The sequence below is a fragment of the Luteibacter aegosomatissinici genome (assembly GCF_023078495.1).
Lineage (GTDB): Bacteria > Pseudomonadota > Gammaproteobacteria > Xanthomonadales > Rhodanobacteraceae > Luteibacter > Luteibacter aegosomatissinici.
In genome coordinates this window covers 494,830-513,723 of the sequence record NZ_CP095742.1, presented here as the reverse complement: position 1 = coordinate 513,723, position 18,894 = coordinate 494,830, and the positions used below count along the sequence as shown (strand labels likewise).

Below are 18,894 nucleotides of genomic sequence, written 5' to 3'. Positions count from 1 at the left end.
TATCAGGAATACCAGCAACTCGCTTACAACACCATGCACGCAATGTGACGTAGATGCATGCGCGGACATGCCGCGCCACCGCTGTGTCGGCGACTGGGCAAAGAAGCGCGCCCCTACAGGTGGCGTAATGAACAAAAAAAGGGCGCCGAAGCGCCCTTTTTTCGCCCTGCACCGACTGATTACGCGTACAGCGGGTTCGGCTTGTCCTGGTCCAGCTTGTATTCCTTGATGGCGCGGCTGACGTCCTTCGCGTTGACCTTGCCATCCTTCGCGAGGGCGGCCAGGGCGGCGTGGGCGATCCAGTAGCGGTCCACTTCGAAATGCGAACGCAGGTTGGCTCGGGTATCGCTACGGCCGTAGCCGTCGGTACCCAGCACCGTGTAACGCATGCCGTCCGGCATGAATGCGCGCACCTGGTCGGCGAACTCACGGACATAATCCGTGGCAGCGATAGCCGGACCCTGGCGATCGGCCAGCAGGCCGGTGATGTACGGCACGCGCTGCTCCGCTTCCGGATGCAGGCGGTTCCAGCGCTCGGCGTCAAAGCCTTCGCGACGGACTTCCGAGAAGCTCGGCACCGACCAGATATCGGCGCTGACGCCGAAATCCTTCTCCAGCAGTTCAGCGGCAGCGATCACTTCGCGCAGGATCGTGCCCGAACCCAGCAGCTGCACGCGCGGCTCGTTCTTCTTCGCCTTGCCCGCATCCTTGAACAGGTACATGCCCTTGATAATGCCTTCCTCGCTGCCCTTGGGCATGTCGGGGTGGGCATAGTTCTCGTTCATTACCGTCAGGTAGTAATAGACGTCTTCCTGCTCCTGCATCATGCGGCGGGTGCCATCCTGCAGGATGACCGCCAGCTCGTAGGAGAAGGTCGGGTCGTACGAGATCACGTTCGGGATCGCACCGGAGAGCAGGTGCGAGTGGCCATCCTCGTGCTGCAGGCCTTCGCCGTTCAGCGTGGTGCGGCCCGAGGTACCACCGATGAGGAAGCCGCGCGCGCGCATGTCGCCAGCGGCCCAGCAGAGGTCGCCGATGCGCTGGAAGCCGAACATCGAGTAGTAGATGAAGAACGGCAGCATCGGGGTGTTGCTGATGCTGTAGCTGGTGGCAGCTGCCAGCCAGGCGCTCATGCCGCCGGCTTCGCTGATGCCTTCCTGCAGCACCTGGCCCTTCTGGTCTTCACGGTAGTACAGCAGCTGGTCGGCATCCTGCGGACGGTACTTCTGGCCGAACGGCGCGTAGATACCGATCTGGCGGAACATGCCTTCCATACCGAAGGTGCGGGCTTCGTCGGCCACGATCGGCACGATGCGCGGACCCAGCTCCTTGTCGCGCAGCATGAGGTTCATGCCACGGACCAGAGCCATGGTGGTAGAGATCTCACGATCGCCCGTGCCCTTGGTGATCTGCTCGAAGGCTTCCAGCGCCGGTGCGCTGAACGACTTGTCGGCCTTGCGGCGACGCTGCGGCAGTGCACCGCCCAGCGCGCGACGGCGCTCGAGCATGTACTGCACTTCCTCCGAGTCCTTGCCCGGGTGGTAGTACGGCACTTCGTCGAGCTTGTCGTCGGGCACCGGGATGTTGAAACGATCGCGGAAAGCGCGGATCGCATCGGTGTCCATCTTCTTCTGGTTGTGCGCCGGGTTCTGCGATTCACCCGCGGCGCCCATGCCGTAGCCCTTCACCGTCTTGGCGAGGATCACGGTCGGCATGCCCTTGGTGTTCACGGCAGCGTGGTACGCGGCGTACACCTTGTGCGGGTCGTGGCCGCCACGGTTCAGGCGCCAGATGTCGTCATCGGACATGTTGGCGACGAGCGCGGCCGTCTCCGGATACTTGCCGAAGAACTTTTCACGCGTATAGGCGCCACCGAAGGCCTTGCAGGCCTGGTACTCGCCGTCGACGGTTTCCATCATCAGCTGGCGCAGCTTGCCCGTGGTATCGCGGGCGAGGAGCGGATCCCAGTAGCTGCCCCACACCACCTTGATGGCGTTCCAGCCGGCGCCACGGAACACGCCTTCCAGCTCCTGGATGATCTTGCCGTTGCCGCGCACCGGGCCATCCAGGCGCTGCAGGTTGCAGTTGATCACGAAGATGAGGTTATCGAGGCCTTCGCGGCCGGCCAGCGCGATCGCGCCGAGCGATTCCGGCTCATCCGATTCGCCATCGCCCATGAAGCACCAGATCTTGCGATCGGACTTCGGAATGAGGCCGCGATGCTCCAGGTACTTCCAGAACTGGGCCTGGTAGATCGCCTGGATGGGGCCGAGGCCCATCGACACGGTCGGCACCTGCCAGTAATCCGGCATGAGGTACGGGTGCGGGTACGACGACAGGCCCTTGCCCTTGCCGGCCACTTCCATGCGGAAGAGGTCCATCTGGTCTTCGCCAAGGCGGCCTTCGAGGAAGGAACGCGCGTACACGCCCGGGGCCGAATGGCCCTGGTGGAAAATCAGGTCGCCCGGGTGGTCTTCGCTCGGGGCGCGCCAGAAGTGGTTGAAGCCCACGTCGTACAGGGTGGCCGACGAGGCGAAGCTCGAGATGTGGCCGCCCAGGTCGCCCGGCTTGCGGTTGGCGCGCACGACGGTGGCCAGCGCGTTCCAGCGGATCAGCGAACGGATGCGCCATTCGATGGCGGCATCGCCGGGGCTGCGCGCTTCCATGTGCGACGGGATGGTGTTGACGTATTCCGTGGTCGGGTCGAACGGCAGGTAGCCGCCGGCACGACGCGTGGAGTCGACCATCTTCTCCAGGAGGTAATGGGCGCGCTCCGTGCCATCGTGGTTGATGACCGCATTAAGCGATTCAACCCATTCCCGGGTTTCGGTGGGGTCGAGGTCCTGGTTGAGCACGTCGTCGATCTGGTCCATGGAAGCTCCGGCTGCGCCCTTGGCGCGCACATGGGGGACTGAAAGAGCCGCTGGGGTGCGGGAAAACCTGCTGATGATATCGCATCGATCCGGCATACGCGGCCGTACGGCCCACCTGAATCGATCAAAATTGACATAACTGCCTTGCGGCAGCCCCTGTAGGAGCGCGCTTGCGCGCGATGGGGCTGGTGGCAACCCCGATCGCGCGCAAGCGCGCTCCTACAAGAGCCCGGCGGTGTTTAGTCCGCCATTTCAATAGCTTACGACTGGCGAACCTTGGGAGCACCCGCGCGGATCTGAGCTTCCACGCAGGCTACCGAGGTCATGTTCACCACCCGGCGGACCGTGGCCTGCGGGGTGAGGATGTGCGCCGGCTTGGCCACGCCCATGAGGATGGGGCCAATGACCACGCCATCGCACAACACGCGGACCATGTTGTAAGCCGTGTTGGCCGCGTCCAGGTTCGGGAACACGAACACGTTGGCCTTACCTTCCAGCCGCGAGTTCGGGAAGATCCGCTCACGCAGTTCGGGGGTCAGGGCCACGTCGGCCTGCATCTCGCCTTCCACTTCCAGCTTGGGCACGCGCTCGCGGATCAGGCTCAAGGCCTCGCGCATCTTGCGTGAGTTACGCGTCTCGCGGCTGCCGAAGTTGGAGTTGGACAGCAGCGCGATCTTGGGCTGGATGCCAAACAGCTTCAGGCGCAACGACGCCTGCAGGGTCGCTTCGGCAATCTGCTCGGCGGTCGGGTCTTCCTGCACGTAGGTGTCGAGGAAGAAGAACGTGCCCTTCTCCGTCGCCACGGCCGCCATGGCGGACGCCTCGCACACACTGTCGTCCAGCCCGATGATGTCGCGGATGTAATCGAGCTTGCTCTGGTACGTGCCCACCAGGCCGCAGATCATGGCATCGGCTTCACCGCGCTCCACCATCAGCGCCGCGATCACGGTGGGACGCGAGCGCACCACGGCCTTGGCCGACGCTGGCGTGACGCCACGGCGCTCCATGATCGAGTGGTACAGCTTCCAGTAGTCTTCGAAGCGCGGATCCGAGTGGATGTTGCACATCTCGAAATCCACGCCCGGCTTCAGGCGCAGGCCCGCGCGCGCGATGCGCTTTTCGATGACATCGGGGCGGCCCACCAGGATGGGACGGGCCAGGCCTTCATCGACCACGGTCTGCACCGCACGCAACACGGTCTCTTCTTCGCCTTCGGCGTACACCACGCGCTTCGGATCGGCTTTGGCGCGATCGAACACCGGCTTCATGAGCAGGCCGGTGCGGAACACGAAGCTGGTGAGTTTCTCGACGTACGCCGGGAAATCCTCGATCGGACGCTCGGCCACGCCCGAATCCATCGCGGCCTGGGCGATCGCCGGCGGCAGCTGGATCAACAGGCGGGGATCGAACGGCTGCGGGATGAGGTACTCGGGGCCGAAGCTGGGCGGCTTGCCGCCGTACGCACGCGCGCTGACATCGGAAGACTCGCGGCGGGCGAGTTCGGCGATGGCTTTGACGCACGCGACCTTCATCGCTTCGTTAATGACCGACGCGCCGACATCCAGCGCGCCGCGGAACAGGTACGGGAAGCACAGTGCGTTGTTCACCTGGTTCGGGTAATCCGAACGGCCCGTGGCCATGATGCAATCCGGGCGTACCGCCTTCGCGTCTTCCGGCAGGATTTCCGGGTTCGGATTGGCCAGCGCGAAAATGATGGGGCGCTCGGCCATGGTGGCCACCATCTCCGGCTTGAGGATGCCGCCGGCGGAAAGGCCCAGGAAGATATCGGCGCCTTCGACAATCTCGGCCAGCGTGCGCTTGTCGGTATCGCGCGCGTAACGCTGCTTGTCCGGATCCAGATCGGTGCGACCGGTATGCAGCACGCCATCGCGATCGAACGCCAGGATGTTTTCCTTCTTCATGCCCAGGGTCACGAGCATGTCGACGCAGGAAATGCCTGCAGCGCCCATGCCGGTGGTCGCGAGCTTGACGTCTTCGATCTTCTTGCCGGTAACCAGCAGCGCGTTGAGCACCGCGGCACCGACGATGATGGCCGTACCGTGCTGGTCATCGTGGAACACCGGGATCTTCATGCGTTCGCGCAGCTTGCGCTCAACGACGAAGCACTCCGGCGCCTTGATGTCCTCGAGGTTGATACCGCCGAACGTGGGTTCGAGGCTGGCGATGATATCGACCAGCTTGTCCGGATCGGTTTCGTTGATCTCGATATCGAACACATCGATGCCGGCGAACTTCTGGAACAGCACGCCCTTGCCTTCCATCACCGGCTTGCTGGCCAGCGCGCCGATGTTGCCCAGGCCGAGCACCGCGGTGCCGTTACTGATCACCGCCACCAGGTTGGAACGCGCGGTGAGCTCAGCGGCTTCACGCGGATCGGCGACGATGGCATCGCACGCGGCGGCGACGCCGGGCGAATACGCAAGCGACAGGTCGCGCTGGGTGAGCAGCGACGTGGTCGGCGTGACCTTGATCTTGCCCGGACGGGGAAGGCGGTGGTACTCGAGGGCGGCTTGCCTCAGTTCCTCTGAAATGGCCATGGGATCCTGTGGGACTGATAGGTAGCAGGGGGCGCGGCCCGGCCGCGCGGCAGACCCCGATGTTAACACCGCGCCAGCGCCCGCCATGCGGTGCGGTGTGTTGCTTTGCGACAAGCTGTGATACGCAACCCCTACGCATCATCGGGCTGCATACCTGCATTGCGGAACCGTGCGGGTGCGTACGCTGAATGGCCTCCCACAGACGCCACGAGGCCCCCATGCGACGCCCTGTCCACGCTTTTCTCCTGCTCCTTCCGTGGTCGTGTGCCGCGGCCGCCGATTCGCTTGGCGATGCTCGCGCCAGGCTTTTTGAACTGGCTGCCGATGGCAAGGCTCGTACCGTGATTTCGCTCCCTTTGCCCGATGGCGCGACCTCGGCATTCACGCTGTGGGATTCGCGCACGCTGCCGCGCGACCTGCTGCGCCGTTACCCCACGATGCGCAGCTTCCGCGGCAGCGATACCGCAGGGCGCAGCGTGCGGCTGGACTACGCAGGTGGCCAGGCACGGATGAGCCTGCGCGAAGCCGACGGCCAATGGCAGCCAACGGCCGCGTCACCATTGCCAGCGTTTTCGCCGCCACCGTCCGCTGCACCGGCATTGCTCACGCTTCCCCAGCCAGCGACCATGGACACCTTGGCCCCTTCGGCTGCCGGTAACGTCAGGTACGAATTCCGCCTCGCGCTGGCCGCCGGCAGCGCGTTCACTGCCGCGAACGGCGGCACGCGGGAGGCGGCGCTTGGCGCGGCGGCTCACCTGGTTAACCGGGCGAACGAAGTGCTCGAGAACGACCTTGGCGTGCACCTCACCCTGGCGGCGCACGACGATCGCCTCATGGTGGCGGACCACCGCCGTGATCCCCTGCGCGAGGGTGAGCCGCGTTCTGCAGCGGCCAACCTCATCACCCGACGCCTCCCCGCCAGCGGCTACGACCTCGGCCATGCATTGCTGGGGCTCGACGGGGGCGAAACCGAGACCGGAACCAGCTGCAGCGATGCCATGGACGCGGACTATCTCGCCACGCATAAGGCGGCGGCGTGGAGTGGCGGTGCGGATCCGGATGCCGCCTTTGCCAACTTCCTCCTGGTGCTCGGTAATCAACTGGGAGCCCCGTTTCGTGAGACGCGTTGTTGGCACTGCCTTGCGTTCGATGGGGTGAGCATCGCCCGGGTTCGCAACTGGCTGGCCTCGCGCGGGGGCGCGTGCGCCAGGAAGTACATGATCAACGCGATCGCGCCGTGGATCGATCCGGAATCGCTCGCGGATCCGCCGGTGATTCCGGCGCGCACGCCTTTCTGGCTCGATGCGACCGTGGAGCCCGGCATCGCGGGGCGTCGCCTCTCCTACGCCTGGGATGACCTCGACGGCCAGCATGGCTTCCGCGCGGCGGCCCCTGGGCCGACGGCTCGCCGGGTATTCACATCCGGCCTTCCCCAGGGATCACGCTGGCTGTCGTTCCGGCTGACAGTGCGCGACAACGGCGGCGAAACGGCCACCGTGGCGACCGACGACGCACGCGTGCAGGTGGTAGATACCGGCCGCGCCTTTGCCATGGAACCCGTACCGGACGGCAGCGCAGGCCAGCCGCTTGGCATTCGCTGGGATCCTGCCGGAACGTCGCTGGCGCCGATTTCCTGCCACTTCCTGGAGGCATCGCTTTCCCTGGATGACGGATCGACCTGGCAAGCCGTAGCGCGCGACGTGGCGAATACAGGCAGCGCGGCCATTCCACTACCGGCCGGTACGGCGACACAGCATGCTCGCCTGCGCCTGTCGTGTGACTGGCGCCCGTTCTTCGCCGAATCGCCGGCGCCGTTCCGTATTCGCTGACGCGTTTACAGGCCGAGGGAAATTTCCTCGGCCTCGACCCCCGCCATGTGTATGTGGTTGACGAACAGGGAAAATGCCAGCTTTCCCGCAAGGCCGTGCACGTGCTGCATCCACGGCGGCAGGTAGCGGGGCGAGGCGATATCACCGTTCTGGAAATGGGCTTCCAGTGACATCACATCGTGCAGGGCGAGCTTGCCGGCAAACAGGTTGCGCAACAGGTCCAGGCGGCGCTGGCGGAGGGCCCAACGGAAGAACGTGTGCACCGCCAGCAAACCGGTCAGGTACACGTTGTCCTTGGCGAACGCGGAGCCGCCGGTCAGCGGTACGCCACGGAACACGCGCTGGGCCGAATGGAAGCTATCGGGAACATTCTGTCCGCACACACGGAAATAGCGGAACACCTCGACGAAATCCGCGCCATTCATGGCCATGTCGATCGCCAGGATGCGCAGGCTGATGCGCTTCAGGCGAGAGATATCGATGGCGCCCGACATGAGCTCGGCGAAGACGGCCAGGCCTTCCTGAGTGGCTGTAACGCGCGGCGAGGTGCGCGCCAGCGACGCCAGCACGGGCTGTTCGCGGCCATTCAACGCCGTCAGCGAGTGAACGAAGGCTTCGTGTGCGAGCAACTGGTGGCGGTCGTACTCGGTGAAACGGGCGCCGCCACGCAGGCGGATGCGGGTCGCACCGGCGGCCGCCTTGGCGGTGAGTTCCGGGTCCACTTCAACGGCGATGGTGCCCGGGGCAAAGAATGCATCGAGCTTCGCCGTCATGTCGCGACGGAGTTCTTCGGCACTAATGTGCCCAGCGGCATCCTCCGTTTCGAGATCGGCGCCCAGCTCATCGGCCAGGTTCACGAAGTACGCGGCGGCATCCAGATTGCTCCGGCTGCTACCGGGAATGGCATCCCCCGGACGGCCATAAAGCAGCACGGAGGCCTCGGTAACGCCGTCGGTGCCCGCAGCATCGAGCATCTGGGTGGCGATCCGCCACGATTCGGCGGTCCGCCGCAGGTACTCGGCAATCGGGTGGTCCTCGCAGGCCTCGGCTTCAATCGCCTCAAGCTCGCGCCGGGTCTCGCCCAACTCGGGCCGGTGGTAGCGAATATCGGGTAACGAGAGCCGACCTGCGCCGAACTCCTCGATAAGGCGCTCCTCCACCGATGCCGGCCAGGACACCGTGGGAAGGATCCGGATCGTGCGCACCGCGGCCAGCAGGCGCTGGTCCAGCTCGGCATAGCGGCGCATCTCGGGGGAAAGGGGGGCGGTTTCGGCCTTGGCGTGCATGGGCGGCAGTATATGCCGCCCGGGACGGCGCCCGCGGGGACGCCGTTCGCGCCCGTGGCCGCCAGGCCATCGATCAGCGTGAGCTGATGTATTTCTCGCGGCGGATGTGCTGCACGGCCAGGCCGTGTTCCTTCAGCGCCGCAAACGCCGCATCCACCATGTTCGGGTTGCCACACAGGTAGGCGATATCCTGGTCGGCGGTAGGCTCCAGCTCGGCCAGCATGTCCTGCACGTAGCCCAGACGGTCGTGCGGGCGTGGATTGGGGCGGGCACCGCGACTGAAGCACGGGTGGAAATCGAAACCCTCGTGCTTACGGGCAAAGGCATCGAATTCCTCGCCATAGAGCAATTCGGTCTCGTTGCGGGCGCCATAAAGCAGCACAAACCGGCAACCACGGGCGGCTATCAGGGCCTCGATCTGGGGCAGCATGGCCCGGTACGGGGTCACGCCGGTACCCGTCGCGATCAGGATATAGCGCTTGTTCTGGTCGCCATCCATCAGGCAGAACCGGCCATAGGGGCCGCTGGCATCAATGGTCCCGCCCGCTTCCAGGCCGCTCAGCAGCGCGGTGGCGGCCCCACCTTCCACGTAGGAAACGGCGATTTCGATTCGCTGGACCGGCGCCGCGCCGTCGCCGACAGTACCTACCGAGTAGCTGCGTTTGGTGGCCTTGCCGTCGTCATAGTGGAAATGGACCTGGAGAAACTGCCCCGGGACGAAGGCCAGGGGTTGGCCGTCCACCCGCTCGAAGGCCATGTGCCGCACCGCGGGGGCGAGCATGAAGCTATCGGCGAGGCGGAGCTGGAATTGTTCGGCCATGGAAAGTCTCTGTTGACGCCAGGGAACAAGGTCGCCCGGCAAAGCCCGGTATAATAGGCGGCTTGTCATTCCGGCGCAGCCCATGACCACTCCTGCCTTACACGTCAAAGATTTACGCAAGACCTACGGCAACGGCGTCGAGGCCCTGAAAGGGGTTTCGCTTACCGTTGAGCCGGGGGATTTCTTCGCCCTGCTCGGCCCTAACGGCGCCGGCAAGTCCACCCTCATCGGCATCCTGTCGTCCCTGGTCAACGCCTCATCGGGCGATGCCGAGGTATTCGGGGTCTCGATTCACAAGCGCCGTAGCGAGGCCATGCGCCTCATCGGCCTGGTGCCCCAGGAAATCAACTTCAACCAGTTCGAGAAGCCGTTCGATATCTGTGTGAACCAGGCCGGCTTCTACGGCATTGGTCGCGCGGAGGCCTCGGAGCGGGCGGAGAAGTACCTGAAGGAGCTGCGCCTGTGGGATAAGGCGCACCATCAGGCGCGCATGCTTTCCGGTGGTATGAAGCGCCGCCTCATGATCGCCCGCGCGATGATGAACGAGCCAAAGCTCCTGATCCTCGATGAGCCCACCGCGGGCGTCGATATCGAGATCCGCCGCTCCATGTGGCAGTTCGTCAGCGGCATCAATGCCGCCGGCACCACCGTGATCCTGACCACGCACTACCTCGAAGAAGCGGAGCAGCTCTGCCGCAATATCGCGATCATCGACCAGGGCCGCATCGTAAAGAACACCACGATGAAGAGCCTGCTATCGACGCTGGATGTCGAAACCTTCGTGCTGGATGTGAACCGCGCTGGCGGCGACCTGCCCGCCCTGCCCGGTGTCACGTTGCGCGTCATCGACGACCATACGCTGGAAGCCGAGATGTCGCGCGCCCACGATCTCAATTCACTGTTCGCCGCCCTATCGGCGAACGGCATCACGGTCACGTCCATGCGCAACAAGGCCAACCGCCTTGAGGAACTGTTCGTCCGCCTGGTGGAACACGGCCGGGAGAGCGCCGCATGAGCAACCATCTTGTCGCCCTGGGCACCATCGTCCGGCGTGAAATCGTGCGCATCCTGCGCATCTGGACGCAGACCCTGATCCCGCCGGCCATCACGATGACGCTGTACTTCGTCATCTTCGGCAAGCTGATTGGTAGCCGCATCGGCACCATGCATGGCTTTACCTACATGCAGTACATCGTGCCCGGCCTGGTCATGATGAGCATCATCACCAACAGCTACGGCAATATTTCGTCGTCGTTCTTCGGTGCCAAGTTCGGCAGGTTCGTCGAAGAGATGCTGGTTTCGCCCATGCCTAACTGGGTGATCCTGCTCGGCTATGTCACCGGCGCGGTCACCCGTGGCCTCATTGTTGGCGCACTGGTGCTGTTCATCGCCCTGTTCTTCACCGACCTGCACGTCGCACACCCGCTCACCACGTTCTTCTCGGTGTTGCTGGGGGCCACGGTGTTCTCGCTAGCCGGTTTCGTCAACGCGGTGTTCGCCAAGAAGTTCGACGATATCGCCCTGGTTCCCACCTTTGTGCTGACCCCGCTTACCTATCTCGGTGGCGTGTTCTATTCGGTGGACCTGCTTAGCGAACCGTGGCACAGCATCTCGCTGGTGAATCCCATCCTGTACATGGTGAATGCGTTCCGCTTTGGCGTGCTAGGCGTGAGCGATGTACCCATCGTTACCGCGTTCGTCGTCATGCTGGTGTTCGTCGTGGGCCTCACGGCGGTCGCTTTGCGCCTGCTCAGCCGTGGCGTGGGGCTGCGCTCCTAACGCCATGCGGGTCAACAAGTACATTGCAGAATCCGGCCTGTGCTCCCGCCGTGAGGCGGATGAGCTGCTGCAGGCCGGCCGCGTCATGATCAACGATGAAGTCGTCGGCATGGGTTCGAAAGCCCTGGACGGTGACGTCGTCAAGGTGGATGGCGAGGTTGTCGTAGCGCGTACGGCGGCCCCGGAATCGGCGAAGAACCGCGGCGTGTACATCGCCCTGAACAAACCCGTCGGCATCACCTGCACCACCGATACGACGGTCGACGGCAACATCGTCGACTTCGTCGATCACGCACAGCGTATCTTCCCGATCGGCCGCCTCGACAAGGACTCCGAAGGCCTGATCCTGTTGACTAGCAACGGCGATATCGTCAACGAGATCCTCCGCGCGGAAAACCACCACGAGAAGGAATACCTCGTGGCGGTGAACAAGGCCGTGACTGACGAGTTCCTGGCCGGGATGGCGCGTGGCGTGCGTATCCACAACCAGATGACCAAGCCGTGCAAGGTACGCAAGATTGCCAAGTTCGGCTTCGCCATTACGTTGACCCAGGGCCTGAACCGGCAGATCCGCCTGATGGCGGCGGCATTCGGTTACCGCGTCACGCAGCTGCGCCGGGTGCGCATCATCAATGTGAAACTGGGTCACCTCAAACCGGGGCAGTGGCGAAACCTGACCGAGGCGGAGCTGAAGGGGTTGTTGCCGGGCCGTACGCGCTGGTAACGGCCCGGCACACCCATTAGAGACAGGAACGGCCGCCGGGTGACGGATGGCGTTCGAGGCTCGACCCAGGCTTCCCTATGGCCTCCAAGGCACGGTTTCGCTTCAGGTTGAATTGGGCCGAAGGAGCGCCGAGGTCACGTTTGGCATTAGCTGGAAGATAGCGGACCAAGATTCGATTACCGGGTATGACGCGGGTATCGAGCTGCTTCAGAATGGTATTACAGGACGCGCACGGAGCCTGACTCACCCACATGTAAACGTCACCGGCGCTGGGGACCTTTGCCGTCGTCTTAAGATAGTCAATGGTTCGCGCCACCTTGAGTTCCGCATCGACGACCGCCTTGTCTAGCCCTGGCGAGTGATGAACCTGATGGATAAACTCGCCGTGTGAGGCCCGGGCGATGATTTTCCGATCGGACCCGACATAGTTCTTCGGGTCCCATGGCGCATCGTCCGCACCCGACCGGGCAAAAATGGTGTAGGTCACGGACTTACCCGCTTCTAAGGTTCGGTACTCGGCCGTGGCGTAGGTCGCCCTTCGTCCCTTGGCGATATAGTCCCTGGTCTTTTGTGAACTCAGTTCATTGTCCGTGCCCTTCAGCAAATCACGTCTATCAGTGAATAGGGCGATTTCCGCGTCAACGGAGCTGGCGAGGGTATTCACGACGACGGTCGCTGGTTCGTCGGTGGGCACTGCCTGCACATCGAGCTCCGCGTGTGCTGCCTGAGCCGCAAGCGCCAGCACAATGACGCTCGCGCGCTGCATGAGGACCCTGGGGGGAAACTGGCTCATAGCTTGCACACCTTCTGGCCGATGTTGCCGTACATGTTCCGTACGGGCTTCGAGGGGATCATCCCCTTGACCCACGCACGGATACCCGTCGCGAAGTTGATGAAAGACGCAATCCCGGCCACTTCGCCAATGATGGCGATAGGTCTCAGCAGCTTCGAAAGTGCCGATTCCTTGGTGCTCTCCGGATAACGCTTCACCCCATCGAGTTGGTTTTGTAGCTGGCCGACATACCACGCGTGGACGTCCTGATCGTTTGCATCCACGAAGCAAAGGGCACGTGTATCGCCTTCCTCGCCCGTACCAGCGAAGGCGGGGTTGAGTCGTCCATCCTTCTGGCAGGGAAATCCACCGAAGTATCCGGACATATCGTGATAGGCAGCCGCGATCCGTGCCGCTCGAAACGGTGCGGGAATGTAGGGTACGGCCATGGATGGCGATATGCCGGGTCTGAAGTCGAGAACCTGACTGTTGTATAGCCTCTGCAGGTATTCACCGTCGTAATCATCAATCACATCGGAAGCCGTCAGCGCCATGAAGCGTTCCAGCACGTCAGGCCGCAGGTTTAGCCCCTCGTGCTTCGAGGCCGGCACCGTCCGGAGCTGGTCGCGAAGTACCTGCGCGCCCACGGCATATGTTGCGACGATCGCCGCGGAACTATAGCCTGCGTATTCCAGCGCCTGCCGGAAAATGTCTTCGTCAATGGCCGCCTTCGTCGCCTGGGCGCCAATGAACGCATCGTATCGCGCGTAACCCGGATGAACAGGGACGTCTATGCCGGGGCGAGCTTTGGTTAATCCCATCCTCCGCGCGTAAGCCAGCACAATTTCGTGATCACTGACGGCCGCCATCGCTGGCACGCCTTGCCACCCAGCATCGCCGACGATGTCATCAGCGTCACGCCTGTCGCTATAGGGTGACGCCGGATTAATCAACAACAGATTGCGTGCGAAGTCGTCCTCCAGGATCTTCGGCGTATCGCCTTCCTTCTGGACGGAAAGTTGCACGAGGAGCTCAGGAAGATCATCTGTCACGGTTGAATCGGCCATTGCGGCCGCCGGCCCCAGGCACACGGCCAGGCATAGCCTTCGTGCGTATATGGTCATGGTTAACAATCCTTGTCTTTCCATAGGTATGGGCTGCATGGCACAGCCCATGCCTATGGAAGCACAGCTGAGGCGACGCGCTCTGTAGGAAAAGACTGAAGGGACCGTAAGCGGATTCCGTAGGTGAATCCGCGAACCCCTACTCGCCTAGGGGAGACATCCTGTCCTACCCGTTACCCCGGAACCCGCGCGGCGCCACGCCCTCAATGTCGAACTTCCGAGCCGTCGATGCTGGTCAAGCTTGCGAAACAGGCTTACGTCATCGGGGCCCACGGACCGCCGCCACTGAAAAATCGTCGTGTCGATCACGTACGATGTCTCGAAAGACGACGCCATGGCCCGGCAGGACGAGCAGATCGGCTGACTGATCCAGATGCGGAGACGGCCACGGGCGGGAACCTTACCCTCCACCAGATCACGCTCAAGCGTACGAAACCCCTTTACCTCTGCGTCCAGCCGATGCCCAGGCTCCGGCACGGCGAGTTGGCTACCGGCTGCCGCTTCGATCGATGCCCGGCGGCTCGCCGCTATGCCCACGTACTGGCCCGAAGCCTCACTTACGGGCAGGCCGAGGATCTCATCGGCTTCACGCCCCGACATCGCGTGATACACCCTCGTACGCTCGCGCCCGCCTGCGTGATACGTGTACTCGAAGCGAGCCACCGTCGCCCTGATCCAGCGGTGGGCCAGGCGGTTCAACTCGGGGGTGGCAAGGTTCGCACCCGCAGCGCCCTGAAGCATCCGCCCTGCCGCCTCGACATGGATGTCATAGGATTCGCGAAGCATGGCTACGGTCGCGCCGCCACTGTCGTCAAGGACATCCGTGACAGTGACGGCGTGCACCGGGCTTGTAGTGAGAAGCACGCCGAAAGCATGCGAAAACGCATGGGAGACACGCGTCATACATCGCCCTTTAGTGGTCATATGCACATCGGCGTCATGACGGTTAGCGAACAAAAAGGCGCGCGCACATGCCCGCCGATGGCGGCGGCGTGGGATGCGGATGACCGGGGCGTTGAATACGCACAAGCACCGTATCCATATACCGATTAAGCATCAGCCGGAACTGCCGGTACGCCTGGCTCAGGTTTCCTTCCAGGTGCACCACGTTGATATCGATATCGTAGTAGCGCCCGAGCTGATGCATGATGTGCTGGCAGGAGTCGCACATGGGTTGGCTGATGAACGCGTGCAGTGTGCCACCACGGGTAATGATGCCACGCTGGATATCACGCTCGATTGAGCGAGCGGCTTTCAGCTCTGCATCACGCTGGTGCAGGCTCTCCGTCGGCTCGTCTTCCAGCTGCGTTGGTACAAGCCTCGTGCTGTCGTCGGCCAGCAGGTGGGCATGGATGCGCGTGGCATCTTCCACCATGTAATTGACCAGTGGACTGGGTGATGTAGCCAGCCCCGTGGGTGGGTTTGCCGGTCCGGACATGGCGTAGTAGATACGGGTGACGCTCTCGCCGTCGCGCAGGTAGGTGTACTCGAACGCTGCGTAGGTCGCCCGGGCCATCGCGTAACTGAACGTATCGAACCGCCTGCGGCTGACCAGGTCACCATCCAGTTGCTCCAGGTACCACACGGCGGCTGGCTCCGCGTGGAAACGGAAAGCCTCGATAAGCGGCGCCATGACCACGTTGCGCGGATCCGACTCAAATGCGTTCACTGTCCACTCGTAGGCCTCCACCGGTGGCACAGCTGTAAGCCCTGCCATGGCGAGAATAATCAACACCTTCTTCATCCTTCGATATCCTTATCGCAGAGAAAAATGGCCAAGCGCTCGTTGTAGCGCTCCGCGCGACTCTCGGTCGACTCATCATCCACCAGCTGGCTGGCGACGAGGGCTTCGGTCACTTCCACGTGCGAGCCGTAACTTTGCAGGTCCTTACCGAGCACACCGAGCCAGAGCGGCCGCATGGGCCGGAGGAACCTGCTCATGCGCAAGGCTACCGCAGTGACAAAGTTAACCCGCACCGGATCGGTCTGGCGATCGAGGCTTTGCAGGTACCAACGGAGTACTGCGCGATCGGTTGCAGCGACCATGCACATGGCGTTGGTTGCGTCGTCCGGGTGGGTCGCCGCGACACCGAGGCGAGCTGACCCGTCAACATTGCAGGGATCGGCGACGTATCCTTGCATGTCACGGAACGCGGCGGCCACACGCGCTACGCGTAGCATCGTGGGTAATTCGCGACGGCCTGAGGAGGCGATCTCGCCGGCGTGCCACGTGGAAAGTTCGCCTTGCAAAAGCCGAACGAGGTACACCAGGTCGTAGTTGCGCAGATCCGCCGCACTCGTCGCGAGCATGAAGCGCTCAAGCACATCCTTGCGCAAGCCCAGCGCGGGCCATTGCGTCGCATCGAAGCACGCCAGTTTGTCGACAAGGATCTGCACGGCCACGGCATAGTTCGCAGCGACCGCGGATGCACCGTGTCCAGTCAGTGCCAGGGCTTTGCGCGCAATTTCCTCCGTCACGCCCGCCTTCGCGAGCTGGGTGCCCGCCCAGGCATCGCCCATGACGGGTACCGGGAAGACCGGATCGACAATTCCGGGATAGCCGTTTGTCATTCCCAGGTCCCAGGCGATGGCCTGTGTGGCCTCGGCACGTGTCATGGGTGTGCCGTTCGTTGCCAGCGACGAGAAGGCACGTGTCCAGACACTGCCCCGAAATCCGAGGGGCTGGTTGCGGACCCATGTGTAGATCGAATCGGGCAGCGTCACCATATCGCGCGTAACGGCGTTATCGGCTACCAGTTGATCGTGCGCCGGTACGTCGGTAAGGCGCTGCCGCACCCAGGCTGAGAGGATGTCGCCGGCCGGTGGCCCCACCCGCGAACTCGCGAAGCTGGAGGCCGGTGCGGTAGCCAGCATGGTCAATAGCGTGGCCGCGATGGCGCACGCCCCTGTGTTTCTCATGGCAGGTATCACTCCTTTTATGGCCCTGGTGCACTTTCGGCACCGCTCCGGGCGGGGGAATCGTCAATTTCATTCGACTGGTCGTTAGCGGCATCATCCGAGCCAAGGCAGGCGCGGTCACACAGCGCGACGGTTGACTCGATGTGCAATGTATTCCGTTGACCGCCATTGGCAGCCACCTGGATCGTCGTCATGAATGCCTCGCGCTGCCGCTGGAAGCGTCTATAGGCGGCACTGCCACGACCCAGGTACGCGATGTGCACACTTATGTCGGCCTGGCGTGATAGTTCCAGCAGAGCCTGCTCGCACGAACCACACGGCACCTGGCTCGCGTACACATTCAACCACCCGCCCATCGCTACAACGCCGGCGCGGATATCCGCCTCGATCCGGCGCGCGATCTTCAGTTCGGCATCGCGTCGGCGAGCGTCCGCGTGCCTCCCGTCGTCAAGGGGGCTATGCGTGACGTGGCTGGACGGCGGCGGCATCTGATCCCAGGCGACGACGCCCGGCTGCGTGGCATCAACGTAATCCCTGTAGCTACGCAATGCTTGCACGCCTGGCAACCCGGTATCAGGCTCGTTGCGGCCACTTCGCGCGTGATATATCCGGTGGCGCGTTTCACCCCCCACCGTGTAGGCATAGGTGGCGCTCACGAACGTCGCGGTCTCCATTTGGCGGGAGAAGGACGCGTACTCACCCGTGTTGACGTGGCGCCCGCCTAGCGCATCGATGTACCAGCGCGACATCGGCTCTGCATGTGCGTTGAAGGCCGAAAGTAGGCGGGCGATCACACTGCCACGCGGGTCGTCGCGTATTTCGCGCTGGATGAAGGCCTGGGCCGACGCGAGTTGCGGGAGCGCCAGGAAGGCCGCAAGGACCCCTCGCGCGAGCGTGCGTCGCAAGCTCATGGACGGTCTCCTGGGTAGACAAGGAGATGGGCCCGCTGGAGAAGATGCAGGTACGCGGTATCGCCCGGTGCACCTGCGTCCACATCCTGCGCCATAAGCAATTCAGCGACCTCGGCGTGATTGGCGTAGCGCATGACAGCGCGTGGGAACGCACCCATCCAGGTGGGGGCCACGCTTGCGAAGGCCCGGCGCAGCCGTTCGCACAACACCGGACCGCCTTCACAGGTATCCAGCGTCGCGGCCAGTTCCCGGTTTCGCTCGGCCAGATACCACGCATACACTGCCCTGTCGGTCGCGTCGGAGAAGCACATGGGCCGCGCAGGATCCTCCGGGCGCGAAGCCGCGTGCGAACGATTCACGCTGCCATCCTCGTGGCATTCGGGTGCTGCCGATGTTCGCACGGCCAACCAGCTGGCGGCCGCCGCGCGTGCGATACGCAACGGCGCGGGCAGCTCGCGTTGGCCGAATATATTCACGTTTCCCGCGCGGAACATCGATAACTCGCCGCGCAGGATATCGGCCAGGTACGCCAGATCGTCCGCCGAAAGCGGCTCTCGATCACCTGTCGCTTCGAATCGACGCAGCACATCGATACGCACACCCACCGCATCACGAAGTGATTCCGGTGTCGAATCCACCCAATCGCGGAGAGTCTGCGCCGCGACGGCCAACTCGGCCGTCAGCGCAGGATAGCTGGCCCCGCCCCCGTGCTCGTGGGCCCGGTGCAGGTAATACGGCTTCACACCGGCCTTGATGATATGCGGTCGCACGGCAGGCCACTGCGTTTCAACGTCAGCCGAAAAGCGCTGGGCACGGGCCTGGTATCCGGTAAGCGCCTTGTCGAGGCCCAGGTCCCATGCGATGGCCCGGCGCTTTTGCATGGACCCGGGTAACCCGCGAATCACATCCGAGGAGAACACGGCGGGACGAAGATCGCTGTATGGCGAGGCCGGTTCGTCAAGAAGTGCAGCAACCCATTGGGGGTCAGGCATGAACGGCTCGAAGCTCGCGGACGGCGTCTCGGTCAGTTGATGAAGCGCTGCGCGCGTCCATGCCTGGTATGCGTCCCCGGCACGCGGTGCAAGATGAAACCGGTTGGCCGGCTGGGGGGGCGATGCCCAGGTCGGGCAAGCGACCAGCATGACGCCCAGGAAGGCGATGGTGACCGAAGCGCGTGCACGCACGGAAGCCGATCGGGAAGAGGCCACGGGTTAAACATCCATGTCGAGGGATGTTCCATTTCACCGATTCACGGCGCGTACCGATACCGGTGTTTGCCGTCTTAGCTCGTGCGTTCGC

At 63.5% G+C, this 18,894-nt stretch carries 15 protein-coding genes; 4 read left to right on the top strand and 11 right to left on the bottom strand.

Annotated elements, in window-relative coordinates; genetic code table 11:
• Positions 1 to 179: 179 nt before the first annotated feature.
• Positions 180 to 2,873 carry a pyruvate dehydrogenase (acetyl-transferring), homodimeric type gene (gene aceE / locus L2Y97_RS02245; protein ID WP_247432425.1) on the bottom strand — a complete coding sequence of 898 codons (2,694 nt, stop codon included), beginning with the start codon at positions 2,871 to 2,873 and terminating at the stop codon, positions 180 to 182.
• Positions 2,874 to 3,133: 260 nt separating this feature from the next.
• On the bottom strand, positions 3,134 to 5,431 hold the full coding sequence (locus tag L2Y97_RS02240) for an NADP-dependent malic enzyme (RefSeq protein WP_283248298.1): 2,298 nt from the start codon (positions 5,429 to 5,431) through the stop codon (positions 3,134 to 3,136).
• Positions 5,432 to 5,649: 218 nt separating this feature from the next.
• Here L2Y97_RS02240 and L2Y97_RS02235 point away from each other — a divergent pair, with 218 nt between their 5' ends.
• Complete coding sequence (locus L2Y97_RS02235; protein WP_247432422.1) at positions 5,650 to 7,260, top strand: zinc metalloprotease; 1,611 nt, start codon at positions 5,650 to 5,652, stop codon at positions 7,258 to 7,260.
• A 5-nt stretch (positions 7,261 to 7,265) separates the two neighbouring features.
• On the opposite strand, the gene L2Y97_RS02230 is transcribed toward L2Y97_RS02235, so the two are convergent.
• Positions 7,266 to 8,546, bottom strand: a complete 1,281-nt coding sequence (locus L2Y97_RS02230) for a peptidase MATCAP family protein (RefSeq protein ID WP_247432419.1) — start codon at positions 8,544 to 8,546, stop codon at positions 7,266 to 7,268.
• Between the two features lie 73 nt (positions 8,547 to 8,619).
• Complete coding sequence (locus L2Y97_RS02225) at positions 8,620 to 9,366, bottom strand: FAD-binding oxidoreductase (RefSeq protein WP_247432417.1); 747 nt, start codon at positions 9,364 to 9,366, stop codon at positions 8,620 to 8,622.
• Positions 9,367 to 9,448: 82 nt separating this feature from the next.
• On the opposite strand from L2Y97_RS02225, the gene L2Y97_RS02220 reads away from it, so the two are divergent.
• From L2Y97_RS02220 to L2Y97_RS02210, 3 genes are read left to right on the top strand one after another with little or no spacing between them, the layout of a single operon-like run.
• Positions 9,449 to 10,381 (top strand): ABC transporter ATP-binding protein, encoded by a 933-nt coding sequence (locus L2Y97_RS02220; protein ID WP_247432414.1) that lies wholly within the window; start codon positions 9,449 to 9,451, stop codon positions 10,379 to 10,381.
• A complete protein-coding gene (locus tag L2Y97_RS02215; RefSeq protein WP_247432411.1) occupies positions 10,378 to 11,145 on the top strand; it encodes an ABC transporter permease in 768 nt (255 codons plus the stop codon). Before L2Y97_RS02220 ends, L2Y97_RS02215 begins: the two co-directional genes overlap by 4 nt.
• 4 nt (positions 11,146 to 11,149) lie before the next feature.
• Positions 11,150 to 11,869, top strand: a complete 720-nt coding sequence (locus L2Y97_RS02210) for a pseudouridine synthase (protein ID WP_247432408.1) — start codon at positions 11,150 to 11,152, stop codon at positions 11,867 to 11,869.
• Positions 11,870 to 11,885: 16 nt separating this feature from the next.
• On the opposite strand, the gene L2Y97_RS02205 is transcribed toward L2Y97_RS02210, so the two are convergent.
• The 7 genes from L2Y97_RS02205 to L2Y97_RS02175 form a co-directional block, all read right to left on the bottom strand.
• Positions 11,886 to 12,662, bottom strand: a complete 777-nt coding sequence (locus L2Y97_RS02205) for a hypothetical protein (protein ID WP_247432405.1) — start codon at positions 12,660 to 12,662, stop codon at positions 11,886 to 11,888.
• On the bottom strand, positions 12,659 to 13,708 hold the full coding sequence (locus L2Y97_RS02200; protein ID WP_247432402.1) for a hypothetical protein: 1,050 nt from the start codon (positions 13,706 to 13,708) through the stop codon (positions 12,659 to 12,661). Before L2Y97_RS02200 ends, L2Y97_RS02205 begins: the two co-directional genes overlap by 4 nt.
• Positions 13,709 to 13,912: 204 nt before the next feature.
• The gene (locus tag L2Y97_RS02195; protein ID WP_247432399.1) at positions 13,913 to 14,551 is read right to left on the bottom strand and encodes a hypothetical protein; all 639 of its coding nucleotides are present in this window, start codon (positions 14,549 to 14,551) and stop codon (positions 13,913 to 13,915) included.
• A gap of 160 nt (positions 14,552 to 14,711) precedes the next feature.
• Entirely contained in the window at positions 14,712 to 15,509 is a 798-nt protein-coding gene (locus L2Y97_RS02190) for a hypothetical protein (RefSeq protein ID WP_247432396.1), read from the bottom strand.
• A complete protein-coding gene (locus L2Y97_RS02185) occupies positions 15,506 to 16,684 on the bottom strand; it encodes a hypothetical protein (RefSeq protein WP_247432393.1) in 1,179 nt (392 codons plus the stop codon). The genes L2Y97_RS02190 and L2Y97_RS02185 overlap by 4 nt, the downstream gene beginning before the upstream one ends.
• A 17-nt stretch (positions 16,685 to 16,701) precedes the next feature.
• On the bottom strand, positions 16,702 to 17,595 hold the full coding sequence (locus tag L2Y97_RS02180; protein WP_247432391.1) for a hypothetical protein: 894 nt from the start codon (positions 17,593 to 17,595) through the stop codon (positions 16,702 to 16,704).
• The gene (locus L2Y97_RS02175; protein ID WP_247432388.1) at positions 17,592 to 18,803 is read right to left on the bottom strand and encodes a hypothetical protein; all 1,212 of its coding nucleotides are present in this window, start codon (positions 18,801 to 18,803) and stop codon (positions 17,592 to 17,594) included. Before L2Y97_RS02175 ends, L2Y97_RS02180 begins: the two co-directional genes overlap by 4 nt.
• Positions 18,804 to 18,894 lie beyond the last annotated feature (91 nt).

Excerpts from the sequence above, each read along its gene's own strand:
- aceE (WP_247432425.1), bottom strand. The coding sequence starts at position 2,873 with ATGGACCAGATCGACGACGTGCTCAACCAGGACCTCGACCCCACCGAA.
- L2Y97_RS02240 (WP_283248298.1), bottom strand. The coding sequence starts at position 5,431 with ATGGCCATTTCAGAGGAACTGAGGCAAGCCGCCCTCGAGTACCACCGC.
- L2Y97_RS02235 (WP_247432422.1), top strand. The coding sequence starts at position 5,650 with ATGCGACGCCCTGTCCACGCTTTTCTCCTGCTCCTTCCGTGGTCGTGT.
- L2Y97_RS02230 (WP_247432419.1), bottom strand. The coding sequence starts at position 8,546 with ATGCACGCCAAGGCCGAAACCGCCCCCCTTTCCCCCGAGATGCGCCGC.
- L2Y97_RS02225 (WP_247432417.1), bottom strand. The coding sequence starts at position 9,366 with ATGGCCGAACAATTCCAGCTCCGCCTCGCCGATAGCTTCATGCTCGCC.
- L2Y97_RS02220 (WP_247432414.1), top strand. The coding sequence starts at position 9,449 with ATGACCACTCCTGCCTTACACGTCAAAGATTTACGCAAGACCTACGGC.
- L2Y97_RS02215 (WP_247432411.1), top strand. The coding sequence starts at position 10,378 with ATGAGCAACCATCTTGTCGCCCTGGGCACCATCGTCCGGCGTGAAATC.
- L2Y97_RS02210 (WP_247432408.1), top strand. The coding sequence starts at position 11,150 with ATGCGGGTCAACAAGTACATTGCAGAATCCGGCCTGTGCTCCCGCCGT.
- L2Y97_RS02205 (WP_247432405.1), bottom strand. The coding sequence starts at position 12,662 with ATGAGCCAGTTTCCCCCCAGGGTCCTCATGCAGCGCGCGAGCGTCATT.
- L2Y97_RS02200 (WP_247432402.1), bottom strand. The coding sequence starts at position 13,708 with ATGGCCGATTCAACCGTGACAGATGATCTTCCTGAGCTCCTCGTGCAA.
- L2Y97_RS02195 (WP_247432399.1), bottom strand. The coding sequence starts at position 14,551 with ATGCTTCGCGAATCCTATGACATCCATGTCGAGGCGGCAGGGCGGATG.
- L2Y97_RS02190 (WP_247432396.1), bottom strand. The coding sequence starts at position 15,509 with ATGAAGAAGGTGTTGATTATTCTCGCCATGGCAGGGCTTACAGCTGTG.
- L2Y97_RS02185 (WP_247432393.1), bottom strand. The coding sequence starts at position 16,684 with ATGAGAAACACAGGGGCGTGCGCCATCGCGGCCACGCTATTGACCATG.
- L2Y97_RS02180 (WP_247432391.1), bottom strand. The coding sequence starts at position 17,595 with ATGAGCTTGCGACGCACGCTCGCGCGAGGGGTCCTTGCGGCCTTCCTG.